The organism is Parasphingorhabdus sp. (assembly GCF_036568145.1).
Lineage (GTDB): Bacteria > Pseudomonadota > Alphaproteobacteria > Sphingomonadales > Sphingomonadaceae > Parasphingorhabdus.
In genome coordinates this window covers 85,429-102,242 of record NZ_DATCTC010000023.1, presented here as the reverse complement: position 1 = coordinate 102,242, position 16,814 = coordinate 85,429, and the positions used below count along the sequence as shown (strand labels likewise).

The window sequence follows — 16,814 nt, the reverse complement described above, 5'->3', positions numbered from 1 at the left end:
TTGATACTGTGCCTGAGAAACGCCCTTCGTTAGGCTCAGGGCTAACGGTTATGGGGCATAGTGGACCTAACGAACCGCGCCGCTTACGAAGGTGTTACAGGCTGCCGGATCGCCGGTTTGCAGTCCTTTTTTTAGCCACGCCATGCGCTGCTCGGACGTTCCGTGCGTGAACATGCTTTCCACAGGCGTCTGCCCGGCCCCACGTATCAACGTATCATCGCCAATGGAATGAGCGGCGGTCAGGCCTTCTTCGACATCGCCCGGCTCCATCCGGTCGGCATTTTGCGCCGCCCAGACTCCGGCATAGCAATCCGCCTGTAATTCCATGCGTACTTGCAGGGCATTGCCCTCTGTCTTACTGGTGCGGCTTTGTTGCTGACGCACCTGATCGGCTGTTCCGGTCAGATTCTGGATATGATGGCCGACTTCATGGGCAATGACATAGGCTTTGGCAAAGTCGCCGCCTGCGCCCAATTTTGTTTCAAGTTCATTGAAAAAAGATGTGTCGAGATAAATGCCCTGATCCGCCGGACAATAAAATGGACCCGCTGCTGAAGTAGCAGAGCCGCAGCCATTAGAGCTAACGCCGCCCTGATAGAAATTGATCGTTGTGGGTGTATATTGTGATCCGCCAGCCCGAAACAGCTTTTCCCATGTCTGCTCGGTGGAGGTCAGTACCTGTCCGGCAAACCGTTCTTCCGCTGTGTCATAGGCCACGGCTGGGCCGGACCCGCTGGCGGGCAGGCTGCCTTGACTAGCCATATCGCCGGTTAACATACCGGCTCCGCCAAAATACATAAAGGCGAGTGCTGCGCCGCCGATAAGCAATATCGTGCCACACCCCATTTTACGGCCCAGTAACATGGGAAGAAAGCTAAGCAGCATGCCAAGGCCGCCGCCTCCAGCGCCGCCGTTGCCGCCAAAACGGCTGCCACCGCCCCTGCCATGATCGCGAACATTTTTGCTGGGATCGAGATCATCTAAACGCATGGCATCTTCTCCTATGGCAGCTTAATTCGCCTGAATCTTATAAAAGTGCAAGCGCGGAACCATAGTTTTTACAAATTTGCATTGCAGTCATTCCCGGGTGTTTTAAGGTCGCGCAAAGGAGAGAAAACATGTTTCTGAAGGGTAAGACGGCATTGATTACAGGGTCAACTTCCGGAATCGGCGGCGGTTATGCCAAGGCTCTGGCAGCGGAAGGAGCAGCCGTCATGATAAACGGCTTTGGCGATGCGAACGAAATTGAAACGCTGCGTCAGGAGCTGGAAAGCCTGAGTGGGACAAAGGCTGCTTATAGCAACGCCGATATGACTAAGCCCGAAGAAATCCGCCAGATGGCAGCGGAGTGCGCGGGAAAACTTGGTCCGGTTGATATATTGATAAACAATGCAGGTATCCAGCATGTCGCCCCTGTGGACGAGTTTCCGGAAGAAAAATGGAACGCCATCATGGACATTATCTGCAACAGCGCGTTCCACACCACCAAAGCGGTCTTGCCCGCCATGAAAGAGCGCGGCTGGGGACGGATTATCAACACAGGGTCCATGCACAGCAAGGTCGCAAGCCCTTATAAATCGGCTTATAATGCCGCTAAACATGCGATTGCGGGCTTTAGTAAAACAGTCGCGCTGGAAGTCGCTCAGCAAGGCATTACCGTTAACACAATCTCTCCCGGCTATGTCTGGACGCCGTTGGTGGAAAACCAGATCCCCGATACAATGAAAGCGCGAAACATGACGCGCGAACAAGTAATGAATGATGTGCTGCTGGCCGGACAACCAACCAAGAAGTTTGTCCAGATCGAACAGGTCGCGGCGCTGGCGCTGTTCCTTTGCAAGGAAGAAGCAAGCGCGATTACGGGTGCGAACCTGTCTGTGGATGGAGGGTGGACGGCACAATGAATGTGTTTAGGACGAGTAATTTCCGTTAGTCCGGAGCTTGTCAAAGGGCAGCCCTAGGTCGATAGACGTGGTTCGACAAGCTCATCACTGACGGTATCTTCCTCTCTTGGTATTCTCCGTCCAAAAGGATAAACCCTGATCCCCGCCACTTTGCAAATAATAGCTTGCAAGCGGTAGTTTTGCCTATAGGTTCAACCAGATAATATAATGGTTTGGGGACAGTTATGCGCAGATTTTCAAAAATGGCCTTAATGGCTGCAACAAGTGTTTTGCTTAGCACACAGGCACAGGCTGATCCGTTGACCGATGCGATCAAGGCTGACTTGCCGTCACTGATGGAAATTTACCGCGACCTTCATGCCAATCCCGAATTAAGCGGCGAAGAGTTTAAAACCGCTGCAAAACTGGCCGCAGAGGCGCGGCGGCTGGGCTTTGATGTTACGGAAAAAGTTGGCGGCACCGGCGTGGTTGCGGTCATGAAAAATGGCGACGGGCCGACTGTGATGATACGGGCGGATATGGATGGCCTGCCGCTGGTTGAAAAAACCGGACTGCCATTCGCTTCCAAGGTTATGGCAAAAACCCGCGAAGGAAATGATACGGGCGTGATGCATGCTTGTGGTCACGACACGCACATGACCGGATGGGTCAGCACTGCGCGGCAATTGTCATCGCGCAAGGATGAATGGTCCGGAACGCTGGTAATGATCCTGCAACCGGCGGAAGAAACCGGGGAGGGGGCCAAGGCTATGTTGGAAGACGGCCTTTATACACGTTTCCCGAAACCCGATTATGTTATCGCCTTTCACGATGCTGCGGGCGCTCCGGCTGGCCATGTTGGCTATGCACCGGGCTTTGCTCTGGCCAATGTCGATAGTGTGGATATAACGGTGCCGGGTGTGGGCGGGCACGGTGCATATCCGCATACTACCAAAGACCCGATTGTAATCGCTTCGCGCATAGTCGGGGCATTGCAAACATTGGTCAGCAGGGAAACTGACCCGCAGGATTCCGCCGTTGTGACAGTCGGCAGTTTTCAGGCAGGCTTCAAGCATAATATCATTCCTGATGAGGCCAACCTGTTGCTGACCGTGCGCAGCTATTCCGATGAAACGCGCGCCAGGTTGCTCGACGGGATCAGACGGATTGCAAGAGGGGAGGCGGTGACGGCCGGTCTTCCCGAGGATAAAATGCCTATCGTCAGCATACGCGAGGATGAATATACACCTGCGACCTATAACAGCCCTGAATTTACCAAAGAGATGGCGACGCTATTTGAGCAGCGCTTTGGCAAAGAGCGGGTTGTGCAAGCGCAGCCAGTCATGGGCGGCGAAGATTTCAGCCGCTATCGCCGGGCGGATGAAAGCATTAAAAGCATGATTATATGGGTCGGCGGTGTTCCGATGGATGAATATCTGGCGGCGGAGAAAGAGGGTAAAAAACTGCCATCGCTCCACAGTCCCAATTGGGCACCTGATGCAGAAAAAGTTGTCGCTACCGGCTCGGAAGCGTTGACAGCCGCGGCGCTGAACATCATGAAGCCGGGCGGTTAATACAGCCAGTAAAACTAGTGAAGGGTGCTAAAAAATGCTATCCGTATCGACTGCCGGTCTGGGTGTTTTAACGGCCACCTTGATCGCGGTAACGCCTTCATTGGCAAGCGGCGATGCGGTAGACGCTTCTTTCTTTGAAGGACGCTGGGCTTTTGCCGAAGAATCATGTGACCAGCCGACCAACTGGACCTTCGTTGAAGGCGGAAATTTTGTTTCGGAAGATGTGACCGGTTCGTGGCAATGGACGCAGGGGCGACTGGTATTGAACCTCATCGACTTGGCGGTGGATGAGGAAACCGGCGAAGCGGGAGGGCGCTTCCAGATGGAGGGCCCTGTCGAGATCGCCGGAAACGACCATTTTTCCTTTATAATTGAACCTGATAGATATGTTTTGAAGCGCTGTTAACAGGGCTGTAATTATCGCTATTGCGAATAAGTCGCATGTTATTAATCGGTTTTATCGATTGCACTCGATCAAAAAATCAGGTGGAGAGCGTGGCCAAATAAGAGTATCTATTTGCCCAACCCGATTTCAATAATCGGCGTCACTCTAATCACACCCTTAAAGGAGAAGAACATGGGACTCGCAGGAACGAAAACGGAAGCAAACCTGAAAGAAGCGTTCGCCGGTGAAAGCCAGGCCAACCGCCGCTATCTCTATTTCGCCCAGAAAGCCGACGTTGAAGGTTATAACGATGTCGCTGCTGTATTCCGGTCAACCGCAGAAGGTGAAACCGGCCACGCACACGGTCACCTCGAATATCTTGAAGAAGTTGGCGATCCGGCAACCGGCGAACCAATCGGCAACACCGAAGCCAACCTGAAATCGGCAATCGCTGGGGAAACTCACGAATATACCGATATGTATCCCGGTATGGCCAAATCTGCCCGCGAAGAAGGCTTTGACGAAATTGCCGACTGGTTTGAAACGCTTGCCAAAGCAGAGAAAAGCCACGCAGGTAAATTCCAGAAAACTCTGGATACACTGGACGCTTAAGTCTTTTAAATAAAAGAAATTATGTTAGTGCCGCGACTGATCCGTAAATTGGTCACTTCGCGGCACTTTCGCAAGCATTGGCTCGTATCCCGCTGATACGGAGCCGCAAGTCTAGGTGCACGATTGGAGCATGTCATGAAGGAAGGCAGTTTGGACGCGCCCATGCGTCACCCCATAGCTTGGCAGGAAGAATCCTTCTACGATGAAGAGGCGCTGGACAAGGAACTGCGCCGCGTTTTCGATATTTGTCACGGCTGCCGTCGCTGTTTTAACCTTTGTGATAGCTTCCCGCAGCTGTTCGACATGATCGACGAAAGCCCCAATGAAGAGGTCGATGACCTGAGCGCTGACGACATGAAGAAAGTCGTCGATGCCTGCACCCTGTGTGACATGTGTTTCATGGTCAAATGCCCCTATGTCCCCCCGCATGAATTCGACCTCGATTTCCCCCATCTGATGCTTCGTCACCGTGCTGTTGAGAATCGCAAGGGCAATACGCGCTTTGCTGACAAGGAATTGGCAAAGATCGACCGCAATGCCAAACTTGCCGGTGTTGTGGCGGGTGCCGCCAACTGGGCTACCAGAAAAGATAATAGCTTGACCCGCGGTCTGCTTGAGACAGTTGCCGGTATTGATAAGCGCGCGCATTTGCCGCAATTTGAAGATGTGCCGCTGACCCATAAACATGCTGGCGGCGGCCCCGTTCCCAATGCCGATGCACCGGCGTTCGGAAAGAAAGCTGCGATTTACGCGACATGCTACGGCAATTTCAATGACCAGACATCAGGCAAAGCTGCACTGGATGTTTTATCGCATAACGGTGTGAAGACGCTGATTGAATATCCCGGCTGCTGCGGAATGCCAAAGCTTGAAAATGGCGACCTACCGGCAGTAGCATCCTCTGCGGAAATGGTGGCGGCGCATTTTTCTCCGTTGATAGATGACGGCTATGACATTGTTGCGCTAACGCCGAGTTGCGCTTTGATGATGAAATTTGAATGGCCTTTGATCCTGCCAGAGAATGAAGAAGTAAAAAAACTTGCTCTCGCAACGCGTGATCTCAGCGAATATGTTGTCGAACTGGCAAAGGAATGCGGTTTGATGCCGATAGAACCTATGGACGCACAAATTGGCGTTCACTTTGCCTGTCACAGCCGAGCCCAGAATATGGGGCCGAAAGCGATGGAAATGCTGAAGCTGATCCCGGAGGCAAAGCCCACCATTACAGAGCGGTGTTCCGGACATGGCGGTAAATGGGGTATCTTCAAAGATAATTTTGACAAGGCTGTGAAGGTTGGTCGTCCTGCCGCGCGTTCAGTTGCCAAGAATGATCCGGATTATATGGTAAGTGAATGCCCACTGGCCGGCCCGCATCTTAAGCAGGTCATGGAATCTGGCGGCCAGTCCAAAGTGCCCGAACGGATAGGGCATCCCATTGAACTGCTTGCAAAGGCGTATGGATTTTAAGGAACTAGAAATGCCCCGTGACAAACATGTGATAACCAAAGACGATATTCTTTCACTTAGCGATTATGAAACGATCAGAGCGGAAAAGCGTCAGGAAAACATCTTGCGCAAAAAATTCCGGCGATTGTCCGTCGGACCTTATGCGACTATCCACTTTGAAAGCTGGGAAAGCATGTGGCTGCAAATCCAGGAAATGCTCCGGATTGAAAAAGGTGGTGACGAGCAACTGGCTGATGAATTGGAAGCTTATAATCCAATGATTCCTAACGGATCTGAATTTACAGCGACGTTGATGTTCGAAATTGACGATGAAGAGCGCCGCACTGCTTTTTTAAAGACTTTGGGCGGTGTGGATAAGCATATTCATCTGATCATTGGCGATCACAAAATCACTGCGGAACCGGAGCAGGACATTGACCGCACCCGCGCCGACGGCAAGGCGAGCGCGGTCCAGTTTCTGCATTTCCCGTTAACTGCCGACCAAGCGAAGGATTGGAAAAGCGGTGAGAGGCAGGCAATGATCCAGATCGATCATCCCAATTATGGCCACGCAGCTGTTATCGGGGAGGACGCTCGCCGAGATATGGCACGGGATCTGGACTAAGATAGGATCAGTTGAGAAGGATCGGGTTTTCCGCGCTGCCTAACTCGCCCGGTTTGGGGCTGCTGCTATGAATGGGACGACTTTTTGCCGGTGCGGAAGGACGGTTCTGTGATGAATTTGTTGAACTTGACGCGGTTTCGCGTTCATCACCGGATCCATCTTCGCTGCGGTTGTCAGTAAATTCATCCGTATCAATGATTGGATCGGTGCTCATCATCGGTTCGCCAAATACAAACTCTTGTTCGTCACTATCCTCGCCATATGCGTCGTCGCCCCAATAATCCGCATCTTTCGAAGGAGCGGATACCGGCTTTTGTTCGGCTTTTATTTCAGTTGGCTGAGGTTTCTGTTCCTCCTCTACCGGGGCGATGAAATACACCAGAAACGCTGCTGAAATGACAAAAAGAGCCGCTTTTTTAATCATGATGCTCACCGGAGACTAAAGTTATATCCGGAGAAACTAGACGATCAGGGTTAAAATAGCCTTACAGACGAACATACGGCCTTTCCGCCGCTCAAAAAAATCCGCCGGAGCGGCAAGGCTCCGACGGATAGCTTTTCCTCCCCAGGAAACTGTGTGTGAATCGACCATGAAATGACCGGGTTGTATTTTATTAAGGCTATATTCGTGGAAGACGCAAAGGTAATTTACAAAATATGTTGAAAATAAAGTGACTATTATCATTTCAGATTGAAAATTTGTAAAATTATTTACATACATGCCCGTCATGGCAGACAGAAAACTTTTTGCGGGTGCGGCAATACGACGGCTGCGCCGGACGGCGAATATGACTCAAGTGGCATTGGCCGATGCGCTTGATATTTCTCCCAGCTATTTGAATCTGGTAGAGCGCAATCAACGCCCGTTAAGTGCGCGGCTGATGCTATTGCTCGCAGACCGTTTTGATTTTGACCCGCGCCAGTTGGTTGCAGATCAACCCGGTGGAGGTGTGGACGGGATTGGCAGACGGCTGGCCGATCCGATGTTCGATGATCTGGCAATAGACAGGGCGGAGCTGGAGGAATGGCTGACCGCGGCACCGAATACTGCGGAAGCGTTTGTAAGGTTGTTTGACAGCCGCTCCGCAGGGCTGGTTGGGAGTGCCCCTGAAATAACAGATCCAATTAAACTGGTGCGCGGGGAAATAGAACGTTGGCGCAACCATTTTCCGGACCTTGATGCGGAAGCGGAGACGCTGGCCGATGATTTGCGGCTAGGCGCGGCCGATTTATACGGGGCCATTGCCGAGAGGCTCAGGGTCAAGCATCAGCTTACGATAAGGGTGCTACCACAGGCTGTTTTGCCGGAAACATTGCGCCGGTTGGATCTGCACGCGCGCCAGTTGCAGCTTTCGGAAATGCTTGACCCGGCATCCCGCACTTTTCAGGCCGCAGCATTGCTAGGAGAAATTGAAGCCCAGGTAGAAATTGAGAGCTTGATTTCAGGGGCTAATTTCCAGGATAAAGTGGCGCAACGCCTCTATCGCCGTCATCTGTCGAGCTACTTTGCCGCAAGTTTAATGATGCCCTATGCACGGTTTTTAAGGGCATGTGAACAAACCGGATATCATATCCAGGTCTTGCAACGGCGCTTTGGAGCCAGTTTTGAACAAGTCGCGCACCGGTTGACCACGCTTCAACGTGTGGGCGCGCGGGGTCTGCCATTCTTCATGATACGGATTGACCGGTCCGGGTTGGCTTCCAAACGCTTTGCCGGAGCGAGCCATGCTCCGTTGGTTGAAACTATCCATCGCTGCCCGTTGTGGAATATTCACCAGTCGTTCGACCGGCCTTTAGATGTGCATAGCCAGCTGCTGGAACTCGAAGATGGATCGACATGGTTTACTCTGTCCCGTGCGGTTGAAGGGTTCGGTGCAGGCGCAAGTGGCTACACGCCCGAATTTGCTGTTGGCCTTGGCCTGCCCGCAGATTTGGCCGCCACGCTCTATCATGCGCGGGGGATGGATTTGTCTGCCGACAATGCAGCATCTATCGGGCTGGGCTGCCCGGCTTGCACAAGGGAGCAGTGCCCGCAGCGATCAATGCCTCCGAAAAGCCGGGCTATGAAATTTGATGAGCGGGAAACCGGGCTGACACCTTACAGCTTTGTCGGCGATTGAACAGCTTTGTTCGATTGGCGGGCACTGTCGGGAAATTGAACATTCGTGACGGTGTTTCATGCTTTGCTGGAAAAAGAGTGTAAAATTAACCGACAGCTAAACAATTCTATCTATCAGCTAAGCGATCAACCCAGAGATTGCGCGCTTAATGTTCAGATTGTTCAAACATTATATACCCTATCCAGTCTTTTTTCTGGGGCTACTGGATTTCTGCCTGCTTGTTTTCGCCGCTGAAACGAGCTGGGCATTCCGTGCCAGTCAAATCGGCATGAGTGCAGGGTCGATATATGACCATCCGCTTCCGGTTATCAGTTTCTCTCTGGCAATTGAAGTCGCTCTTATCGCTGTCGGTGTCTATGGGGCGGAAGCGTTGCAATCGCTCAGATTTGCTGCGGCCCGCATATTGGTTGGGATATCTTTGGGCATTATTTTTCTGTCCTTAATGGCTTTCTTGTTACCTGGTATCACTCTTTGGCGTTCGATTTCCTTATATGCCATGCTGTCTTCCATATGCCTTCTCATGGCTGTCCGGATGGTGTTGGGCACGCTATTGGACATGAGCGTATTCAAGCGCCATCTTTTGATCCTGGGCGCAGGGCCAAAAGCGAATCGTATCGCCGAGCTTTCGACCAAACAGGAAAGCGGCTTCATCATCAGAGGCTTCGTAAATATGAACGATGGCCCTGCTATTGTGACAAACGCCATTAACCGTTCTGAAATAGAAAATTTACCGAAACATGTGATGAATCTGGGGGTTAGCGAAGTTGTGCTGGCTCTGGAAGAACGCAGAAATTCTCTACCTGTGGCGGATTTGCTGACAATCAAAACGACCGGGGTTCATGTCAACGATATGTCCAGTTTCATGGAAAGGGAAACCGGGCGCGTCGATCTGGATAGCGTGAATCCCAGCTGGTTCATTTTTTCAGACGGATTTTCTTCCGGGCGGAGACTTTCAACGATTTTCAAGCGCAGCTTTGATATTGTTCTGAGCCTGCTGCTGCTGATTCTGACGGGTCCGATCGTTCTGCTTTTTGCCGCGCTGATAAAGCTGGAGAGTAGAGGAGGCGCCTTTTTCAAACAGGAACGTGTCGGTCTTTACGGGCAGAGATTCAATATCCTTAAACTCCGTTCGATGCGCGCTGACGCCGAAGTGGCAGGCAAGGCGATGTGGGCCGAGGAAAATGATCCGCGGATTACAAGGATAGGGAAATTCATCCGCAAGGTTCGCATCGATGAGCTGCCGCAGTCATGGAGCGTTTTGAAAGGTGAGATGAGCTTTGTTGGCCCTCGACCGGAACGCCCGCAATTTGTTGAAGAATTGCAAACCAGAATGCCATATTACGCTGAGCGGCACATAGTGAAGCCGGGCATTACCGGCTGGGCGCAGATCAATTATCCTTATGGCGCATCAATCGAGGATAGCCGGCACAAACTGGAATATGATCTCTATTATGCCAAGAATTATACGCCGTTTCTGGACATACTGATTTTGCTGCAAACCATCCGGGTCATAATCTGGCCTGATGGGGCACGCTGAGGTGATGGCATGATGACCCAGATCAGCATATTTGGTCATGGCTTGGCGGCGGCGCTTTTTGCGGCGCTAACGATCTGGCAATTCCAGCGTAAGACCGAGCGGAACAAAGCGCAGTTTGCCCTTGTGATGGCGCTCGCATGGACGAGTTTTTGGGCTTTAGCTACCGCGGTTGAGGGGGCCTTTTCGCTCATTTCCAGTTTTGCTGAGTCGATCAGAAACCTGGGCTGGCTGATATTCATGTTCATATTATTGAGATCAGGCGAGGGGCGGGATCAGCCTACAGCGGTCAAAATCATTTATGTCGCCTTGGCAGTGGTACTGCTCGGTCAGATAGTCGTGGATTCCCTGATCCCCATTTTTGCTGAGAGCCCGCGTATCGGGGGAATGACAATCTTTACCTCGGTGGTACTCCGTATGTTGTTCTCGGTAGGCGCCTTGGTATTGGTGCACAATCTATACTCCGTTTCAGCACCTGAAACGCGGTGGGGGATCAGATTGCCGATGGCTTCGCTTGCGGCGATGTGGACCTATGACCTGAACCTCTTCACAATCATCTACTTAACCCAGCAATTCCCGGCTGAACTCACGGCCATGCGAGGACCAGCAATGGCATGTCTCGCGCCAATTTTTGCATTGGCATCTGTCCGCAACACCGAATGGAAGCTGAAACTGTCGCGAAGCATTGCGTTTCGCTCTTTGTCCCTTGTCGCCATCGCCGGGTATCTTTTGATGATGGTGATTATCACTACGGCGCTGGAAATCATCGGCGGCGATTATGCCAGGCTTGCACAGATCAGTTTCATCTTCGGAACGTCCATTGCCGCTTTGCTTTTATTACCATCCGGGAAATTTCGGGCCTGGTTCAAGGTCAAGCTGGCAAAGCATTTCTTCCAGCATCGTTATGATTACCGTGTGGAGTGGATCAGATTCACCAACACAATCGGGCGGCCAGGCCCTGACAGCGCGCCATTTCATGAGCGGGTTGTCAAAGCGATTGCCGATATTACCGAATCTCCTGCCGGTATATTACTCATGCCCGATGATTCCGGTCGCTTGTCCCTGCAATCCCGGTGGAATTGGCCAACTATAGAAGTGCCGGCGCGAGCTTGCACATCAGGCACCATCCCGTTTTTTGAAGAAACGGGACATATAATCGAATTTGACTCTTTGCAGACGGACGAAGTGGCGCGGGAAAATCCCGACGCTATTCCAGAGTGGATGACCAATGATCCGCAGGCATGGGCAGCAGTTCCGCTTGTCCATTTCGACCGGCTGGCCGGCATTGTTTTGCTCGCAAGGCCGCGGATAAACCGGACATTGGACTGGGAAGATCTTGACATGTTGCGTGTGGTTGGGCGGCAAGTGGCCAGCTATCTAGCCGAAGCACGCAGCCAGGAATCACTATTGGAAGCGCAGCGCTTTGATGAGTTTAACCGCCGGATGGCGTTTGTGATGCACGATATTAAAAATCTGGTTAGCCAGATCAGTTTGTTGGCCCGCAATGCAAAACGGCATGCCGACAACCCTGAATTCCAAACTGACATGATCGCCACTCTGCAGGATTCAGCGGATAAGATGAACGGTCTTCTGGAACGATTATCCCAGCATAACAAGGCGAGGCCAGAGGAGCCTAAGCCGATAAAGCTGGCTGGTTTGTTACAGTCCATCATCGACAAAAAACGACTGCTTCATGAGATTGAGAGTGTGGAGATAGATGATCTCACCGTCATGGCCGATCCCGCGCGGGTAGAGCAGATATTGGGGCATCTGATCCAGAATGCGATTGATGCCAGTCCCGAGGGACAGTCAATCATGATCAATGCGCGAAGACGCAGTTTCAGTCTTGCTATAGAGGTTGTGGACCGCGGAGTAGGCATGTCGAGCGAGTTTATCCGAAGCCAGCTATTCAAGCCATTTGCATCGAGCAAAGCTGGTGGCTTTGGCATCGGTGCTTATGAAGCACGTTCCTTGGCTAAAGCGATGAACGGCAGGATTGAAGTGGAGAGCAAAGAGGGGGCGGGGAGTCGTTTCACCCTGATATTGCCATTGGCAAGTTGGCTCACCCAAGAAGATAAAGTAAATGAAAGGGCTGCATGACATGTCTGGTAAAGACAAAAAGCCGCTAGAAAAACTCCTTATTGTTGAAGACGATACAGGACTGCAAAGGCAGCTCAAATGGGCATATGAGGACTTTGATGTTTTTGTTGCAGGCGACCGCGATACTGCAATCGATGTGCTCCGCGCCGAAGAACCCGGAGTGGTGACGCTCGACCTTGGTCTGCCGCCAGACCCCGATGGCACCACCGAGGGGTTCGCCACTATGGCGGCTATTCTCAGCCTGAAGCCTGACACCAAAATCATTGTCGCGTCCGGGCATGGCGAAAAAGAGAGTGCGCTTCGTGCCATTGCCGCCGGCGCATGGGATTTTTACCAGAAGCCTCTGGATATTGACGAATTGGGCTTAATCGTGCGCCGGGCTTTTCAGGTCAGGCAACTGGAATTGGAAAATGCCAGTCTTGCAGCAAAGAATGACGGCAATCATAAAGTGCTAGGCAGGATCATTACCGGCGCCCCTGAAATGCTCAAAGTCGCGCAGATGATTGAACGTGTTGCGAATACCAATGCCTCTGTCATGCTGTTAGGCGCAAGTGGTACAGGTAAGGAGTTGCTGGCACGTGGTTTACATGATGCCAGCGACCGCCGGGACAATGCTTTTGTTGCGATAAACTGTGCTGCTATCCCCGAAAATTTGCTGGAATCCGAATTGTTCGGCCATGAAAAGGGAGCCTTCACCGGGGCCGTCAAGATGACTGAGGGCAAGATTGAGCAAGCCAATGGAGGCACTTTATTCCTTGATGAAGTGGGTGATATTCCGCTTCCGCTACAGGTGAAACTGCTGCGGTTCATCCAGGAACGGGTGATCGAACGGATAGGTGGCCGCAAAGCCATTCCGGTAGACACCAGAATTGTTTGTGCCACGCACCAGAATCTTGAAGAAATGATCAGGAATAACAGCTTCCGCGAAGACCTATATTATCGCTTGGCAGAGATAGTGGTGAAGATACCGCCATTGTCGGAGCGGTCCGGTGACGCAAGCCTGCTCGCCCGGCATTTCCAGAAGAAATTTTCCGCAGAAATCAATCCGGACGTTAAAGGCATCGCACCCGATGCACTGGCTGCCTTAAATGCATGGAAATGGCCCGGTAATGTCAGAGAACTGGAAAACCGGATCAAACGAGCGGTAATCATGGCCGATGGTAAAATGATTGTCGCAAAAGATCTCGACCTTGAGGAGATAGAAGATAATGTTGCCGATTTCCTTAACCTGAAAGCGGCAAGAGAAGCAGCGGATCGTACCGCTATCATCCGGGCAATCTCGCAAACGGATGGCAATATATCAAATGCTGCGAAGCTTTTGGGCATTAGCAGACCGACATTATATGACCTGCTCAAGCAATATCAGTTGCAGCAGGCGAGCTGAATTGATGGGGAGAGCGTTCCAGAATATTCCAAAGCAGGAATACAGATATCTGGCAAGATTTCTGATTTTGGTGATATTGATAGGATTATTATATGCAGCTTTACCGCCAGCAATTCAGGCGGCGAGTAATGGCCATAAAGACGCACGCACGGCTTTTACAAAGGCCAAACAATATGAATCCCGCGGTGATGTCAGGTCGGCGCGTATTGAAATGCTGAATGCCATTAAAGCCGATCCAGAATGGATTGACGCGCGTATATTACAAGCAGAGATATTGCTGAAATTATCCGATGGTGCGGGCGCAGAAGCGGAGTTGGATCGTGCTTTTGATCTGGGGCTTGATGTATCGCAAGTCAGGCACATTTACGGGCATGCCTTGCAGATTCAGGGCAAATGGGACGAAGCCAAGGATCAGCTGATTGCAGAAGATATTCCGGTTCAGCATAAGGCCTATGCCGATCGGATACTTGGCCGGGTTGCGATACAAACAGGTGACGAAGATCTGGCAAGAAGGGCTTTTGATCGTGCTATTCGGCGCGATGCGGCCAATGCTGATCTCTGGGTGGATGTAGCCCGGTTTCGTGCCGGTTCAGGCGATCAGGCTGGAGCGCTTGCCGCGGTAAAGGAAGCGGTTCGGCGGGACCCAGATAATATCCGCGCTCTGCAATATCGCGGCGAGTTGTTGCGTTCCCAATATGGTTTGGCGGCGGCATTGCCTTGGTTCGAACGGGCGTTGCAGATCGATCCCAATGATGTTCCGATATTGACAGAATATGCGGCAACCTTGGGGGATATGGGCCGCATGACCGATATGCTGGCCATTTCGCGGAAAATTATATCGCTGGATGTCAGTAACCCGCGCGCTTTTTATATGCAGGCTGTTCTGGCCGCGCGTGCTGGAAAATATGATCTTGCCCGTATGTTGATGCAAAAGACCGAAGGGCGGTTGGATAATGTGCCCGCCGTAATGATGATGCAGGGCATTGTTGAGTTTGAAGTCGCCAATTATATAATCGCAATTGACAGATTTCATCGGCTGGTTTCCCTCCAGCCCAATAATGTGCAAGCCCAAAACCTGCTGGCGCGATCGCTTTATCTTTCAGGCGATCCGGATGGCGCGATGAATCGTTTACAGCCTCAAGTCAATAATAGCGGTACGGCCTCTTATACGCTCTGGTTAGCGGGCCGCGCGCTAGAGGCGAATGATATGCGGCAAGAGGCAACAGGTTTATTCAACCGGGCCTCGCGTCACGATGCTGGGCAAGCGTCCGTGATCCTGCCAGAGGAACCCATCGGGTTTTTGCGGAGCGAGGTGGAGCGTGAACCCGATAATGCTGTTAAAGTCATACCCTATATCAGGGCACTGTATCATAGCGGCGATTACAGCGCTGCCTTCGCTCAGGCAAAACACCTGCAACAGGGTAATCCCGGTGCCAGTGATGCCCATATTTTGGTTGCGGATACGGCAATGGCGATGGGTAATTTCGATGAAGCGTTGGCGGCGCTTGCACTTGCACGGCGCATCCGTTTTTCCGAACCAGTGATGCTACGTATTGTTGAGGCGCTTCGGGCAAAAGGTGATGTGCAGGGGGCGGGTGCAGTCTTGGCTGAATTTTTGACTTATAACCCCAACAATCTTTCTGCCCTGCGCTTGATGGCTTATGGACATCTGGAGGCCGGAAACTGGGATATTGCGCGGCGCATCTTGGAAAATATCTGTAAACGCATCGGCGAAAATGATGTCTTGATTATGGCAGGTTTGGCGCAGGCTTATACCGAATTGGGACAGACAGACAAAGCGGTCGCGACAGCACGGATTGCCTATTATGTGCAACCTTCAAGCCCGGTTGCTTCCCATATCTATGGGCGTGCTCTACTGGCAGAGGGATCGCGATCAAATGACGCACGTGATTTGTTTCGAAAGTCAGTTATGATCGCGCCTCTTAATGAAGCATATCGTGCCAGTCTTGCCCTGACCCGGTAGAAGAATAGCCCCTGAATTCAGGCTTCTTTTTCAAGCAATTCTTCTATCCGGATATTCAGCCGGTTCATTTGGCGCTCTACTGGTGGCCAGACATTTTTTATGAAATGGGCTCGCTGCGCATCCCGCAACTTGGCCTTTGCACCTTTGGCGACGAACATGCCGACGCCGCGCTTAACGGTGACCAGACCATCTTCCTGAAAGCCTTGATAGGCTTTTGCGACGGTCAGGGGGTTGGCCCCTTGCTCAACCGCAAAGGCGCGTACTGAAGGTAACATGTCGCCCTCGGCATATTCACCATCAAGGATTGATTCGGAGATGATATCCCGCAATTTCAAATATACAGGTTTACTTGATCTGTGCATACTGCATCACTGCCATAATACAGCGATGCGGGCAAGCGGAAACTACGCTTTTCTGCGGTTTAGTATGATTTGAAACCAGTTACATCCCGGCAGGATGTTTCCATTTGGATAAAATGCCAGCCAGTTCAGGACGTGGACGTTCTTCAAGCTCGGTTACTGCTGTCCCCGCGAATATAAACCCTGCTATGCGTTCCGGGGCTTTTCCGAACAGATTGCGGATGTCATCGTTATATGTGGGCCATCCGGTAATCCAGCCGCCCACGAAACCTTGAGCATGGATCGCATGGAGGAGGTTCATACAGAATGAGCCGCAGCTAAGCTCTTGCTCCCAGAGCGGTATTTTGGTTGACGCGACCGGGGAGGACATAACGACCAACAGTGTCGGAGCCTGATGCGCCATGGTTTCCAATGATTCCAGTTCCAGACGCCCGGCACCCGGCTTTTCAATCCGGTAAGCCTTGGTCAATTCGGCCGCCAGTTGGGCGCGCTGGCTTTTTTCTACTTGGATAACGCGCCACGGTGCCAGCTTTCCATGGTCCGGTGTGCGGAGAGCCGTGGTGACAATATTTTCGACCTGCTCGTCACTTGGCCCCGGAGCAACCATATCGCGTGGGCGGCAGGAACGGCGGGTGGACAAATAATTGTTCAGACTGGAAAGATCATTAAACATGGCTGTCATCTTGTGTGATGCAGCCCTGATTGCAAGCCAATCTTTTGATTAAAAACTGGTCTCAGGTGCAACAATATACTTCACTTGCGATGATTTTTGACTAGGGTGCAAGGCAACTGGGCCGCGAAAGACGGC

15 protein-coding genes are annotated in these 16,814 nt (G+C 51.8%); 11 read left to right on the top strand and 4 right to left on the bottom strand.

The window, feature by feature from the left end; translation table 11 throughout:
* Positions 1-66: 66 nt before the first annotated feature.
* Positions 67-990, bottom strand: a complete 924-nt coding sequence (gene ypfJ / locus VIN76_RS08360) for a KPN_02809 family neutral zinc metallopeptidase (RefSeq protein WP_332041381.1) — start codon at positions 988-990, stop codon at positions 67-69.
* Positions 991-1,118: 128 nt separating this feature from the next.
* On the opposite strand from ypfJ, the gene VIN76_RS08355 reads away from it, so the two are divergent.
* The 6 genes from VIN76_RS08355 to VIN76_RS08330 all read left to right on the top strand — a co-directional run bounded on the left by VIN76_RS08355 (position 1,119) and on the right by VIN76_RS08330 (position 6,525).
* Positions 1,119-1,904 carry a 3-hydroxybutyrate dehydrogenase gene (locus VIN76_RS08355; protein ID WP_332041380.1) on the top strand — a complete coding sequence of 262 codons (786 nt, stop codon included), beginning with the start codon at positions 1,119-1,121 and terminating at the stop codon, positions 1,902-1,904.
* Positions 1,905-2,128: 224 nt separating this feature from the next.
* Positions 2,129-3,457 carry an amidohydrolase gene (locus VIN76_RS08350; protein ID WP_414696315.1) on the top strand — a complete coding sequence of 443 codons (1,329 nt, stop codon included), beginning with the start codon at positions 2,129-2,131 and terminating at the stop codon, positions 3,455-3,457.
* A 34-nt stretch (positions 3,458-3,491) separates the two neighbouring features.
* On the top strand, positions 3,492-3,863 hold the full coding sequence (locus VIN76_RS08345; RefSeq protein WP_332041379.1) for a hypothetical protein: 372 nt from the start codon (positions 3,492-3,494) through the stop codon (positions 3,861-3,863).
* Between the two features lie 171 nt (positions 3,864-4,034).
* Positions 4,035-4,454, top strand: a complete 420-nt coding sequence (locus VIN76_RS08340; RefSeq protein ID WP_332041378.1) for a rubrerythrin family protein — start codon at positions 4,035-4,037, stop codon at positions 4,452-4,454.
* 135 nt (positions 4,455-4,589) lie between these two features.
* Positions 4,590-5,921, top strand: coding sequence for a heterodisulfide reductase-related iron-sulfur binding cluster (locus VIN76_RS08335; RefSeq protein WP_332041377.1), 1,332 nt, complete (start codon positions 4,590-4,592; stop codon positions 5,919-5,921).
* A 10-nt stretch (positions 5,922-5,931) separates the two neighbouring features.
* Positions 5,932-6,525 (top strand): DUF3501 family protein, encoded by a 594-nt coding sequence (locus tag VIN76_RS08330; RefSeq protein WP_332041376.1) that lies wholly within the window; start codon positions 5,932-5,934, stop codon positions 6,523-6,525.
* Between the two features lie 7 nt (positions 6,526-6,532).
* Here VIN76_RS08330 and VIN76_RS08325 read toward each other — a convergent pair whose 3' ends face one another.
* A complete protein-coding gene (locus VIN76_RS08325) occupies positions 6,533-6,949 on the bottom strand; it encodes a hypothetical protein (protein WP_332041375.1) in 417 nt (138 codons plus the stop codon).
* 304 nt (positions 6,950-7,253) lie between these two features.
* Between VIN76_RS08325 and VIN76_RS08320 the strand changes: the two genes are divergently transcribed.
* From VIN76_RS08320 to VIN76_RS08300, 5 genes are all read left to right on the top strand, one after another.
* Entirely contained in the window at positions 7,254-8,645 is a 1,392-nt protein-coding gene (locus VIN76_RS08320; protein ID WP_332041374.1) for a helix-turn-helix domain-containing protein, read from the top strand.
* Positions 8,646-8,793: 148 nt separating this feature from the next.
* The gene (locus tag VIN76_RS08315; RefSeq protein WP_332041373.1) at positions 8,794-10,182 is read left to right on the top strand and encodes a TIGR03013 family XrtA/PEP-CTERM system glycosyltransferase; all 1,389 of its coding nucleotides are present in this window, start codon (positions 8,794-8,796) and stop codon (positions 10,180-10,182) included.
* A 9-nt stretch (positions 10,183-10,191) separates the two neighbouring features.
* The gene (gene prsK / locus VIN76_RS08310) at positions 10,192-12,279 is read left to right on the top strand and encodes an XrtA/PEP-CTERM system histidine kinase PrsK (RefSeq protein ID WP_332041372.1); all 2,088 of its coding nucleotides are present in this window, start codon (positions 10,192-10,194) and stop codon (positions 12,277-12,279) included.
* A gap of 1 nt (position 12,280) precedes the next feature.
* Positions 12,281-13,663, top strand: coding sequence for a PEP-CTERM-box response regulator transcription factor (gene prsR, locus VIN76_RS08305; RefSeq protein ID WP_332041371.1), 1,383 nt, complete (start codon positions 12,281-12,283; stop codon positions 13,661-13,663).
* Positions 13,664-13,733: 70 nt separating this feature from the next.
* Positions 13,734-15,647 (top strand): tetratricopeptide repeat protein, encoded by a 1,914-nt coding sequence (locus tag VIN76_RS08300; protein WP_332041478.1) that lies wholly within the window; start codon positions 13,734-13,736, stop codon positions 15,645-15,647.
* 17 nt (positions 15,648-15,664) lie between these two features.
* Here the strand turns inward: VIN76_RS08300 and VIN76_RS08295 are convergent, their stop codons facing one another.
* Both VIN76_RS08295 and VIN76_RS08290 read right to left on the bottom strand, forming a co-directional pair.
* A complete protein-coding gene (locus tag VIN76_RS08295) occupies positions 15,665-16,009 on the bottom strand; it encodes a GntR family transcriptional regulator (RefSeq protein ID WP_332041370.1) in 345 nt (114 codons plus the stop codon).
* Between the two features lie 79 nt (positions 16,010-16,088).
* Positions 16,089-16,679, bottom strand: a complete 591-nt coding sequence (locus VIN76_RS08290; protein ID WP_332041369.1) for a nitroreductase — start codon at positions 16,677-16,679, stop codon at positions 16,089-16,091.
* Between the last annotated feature and the right edge of the window lie 135 nt (positions 16,680-16,814).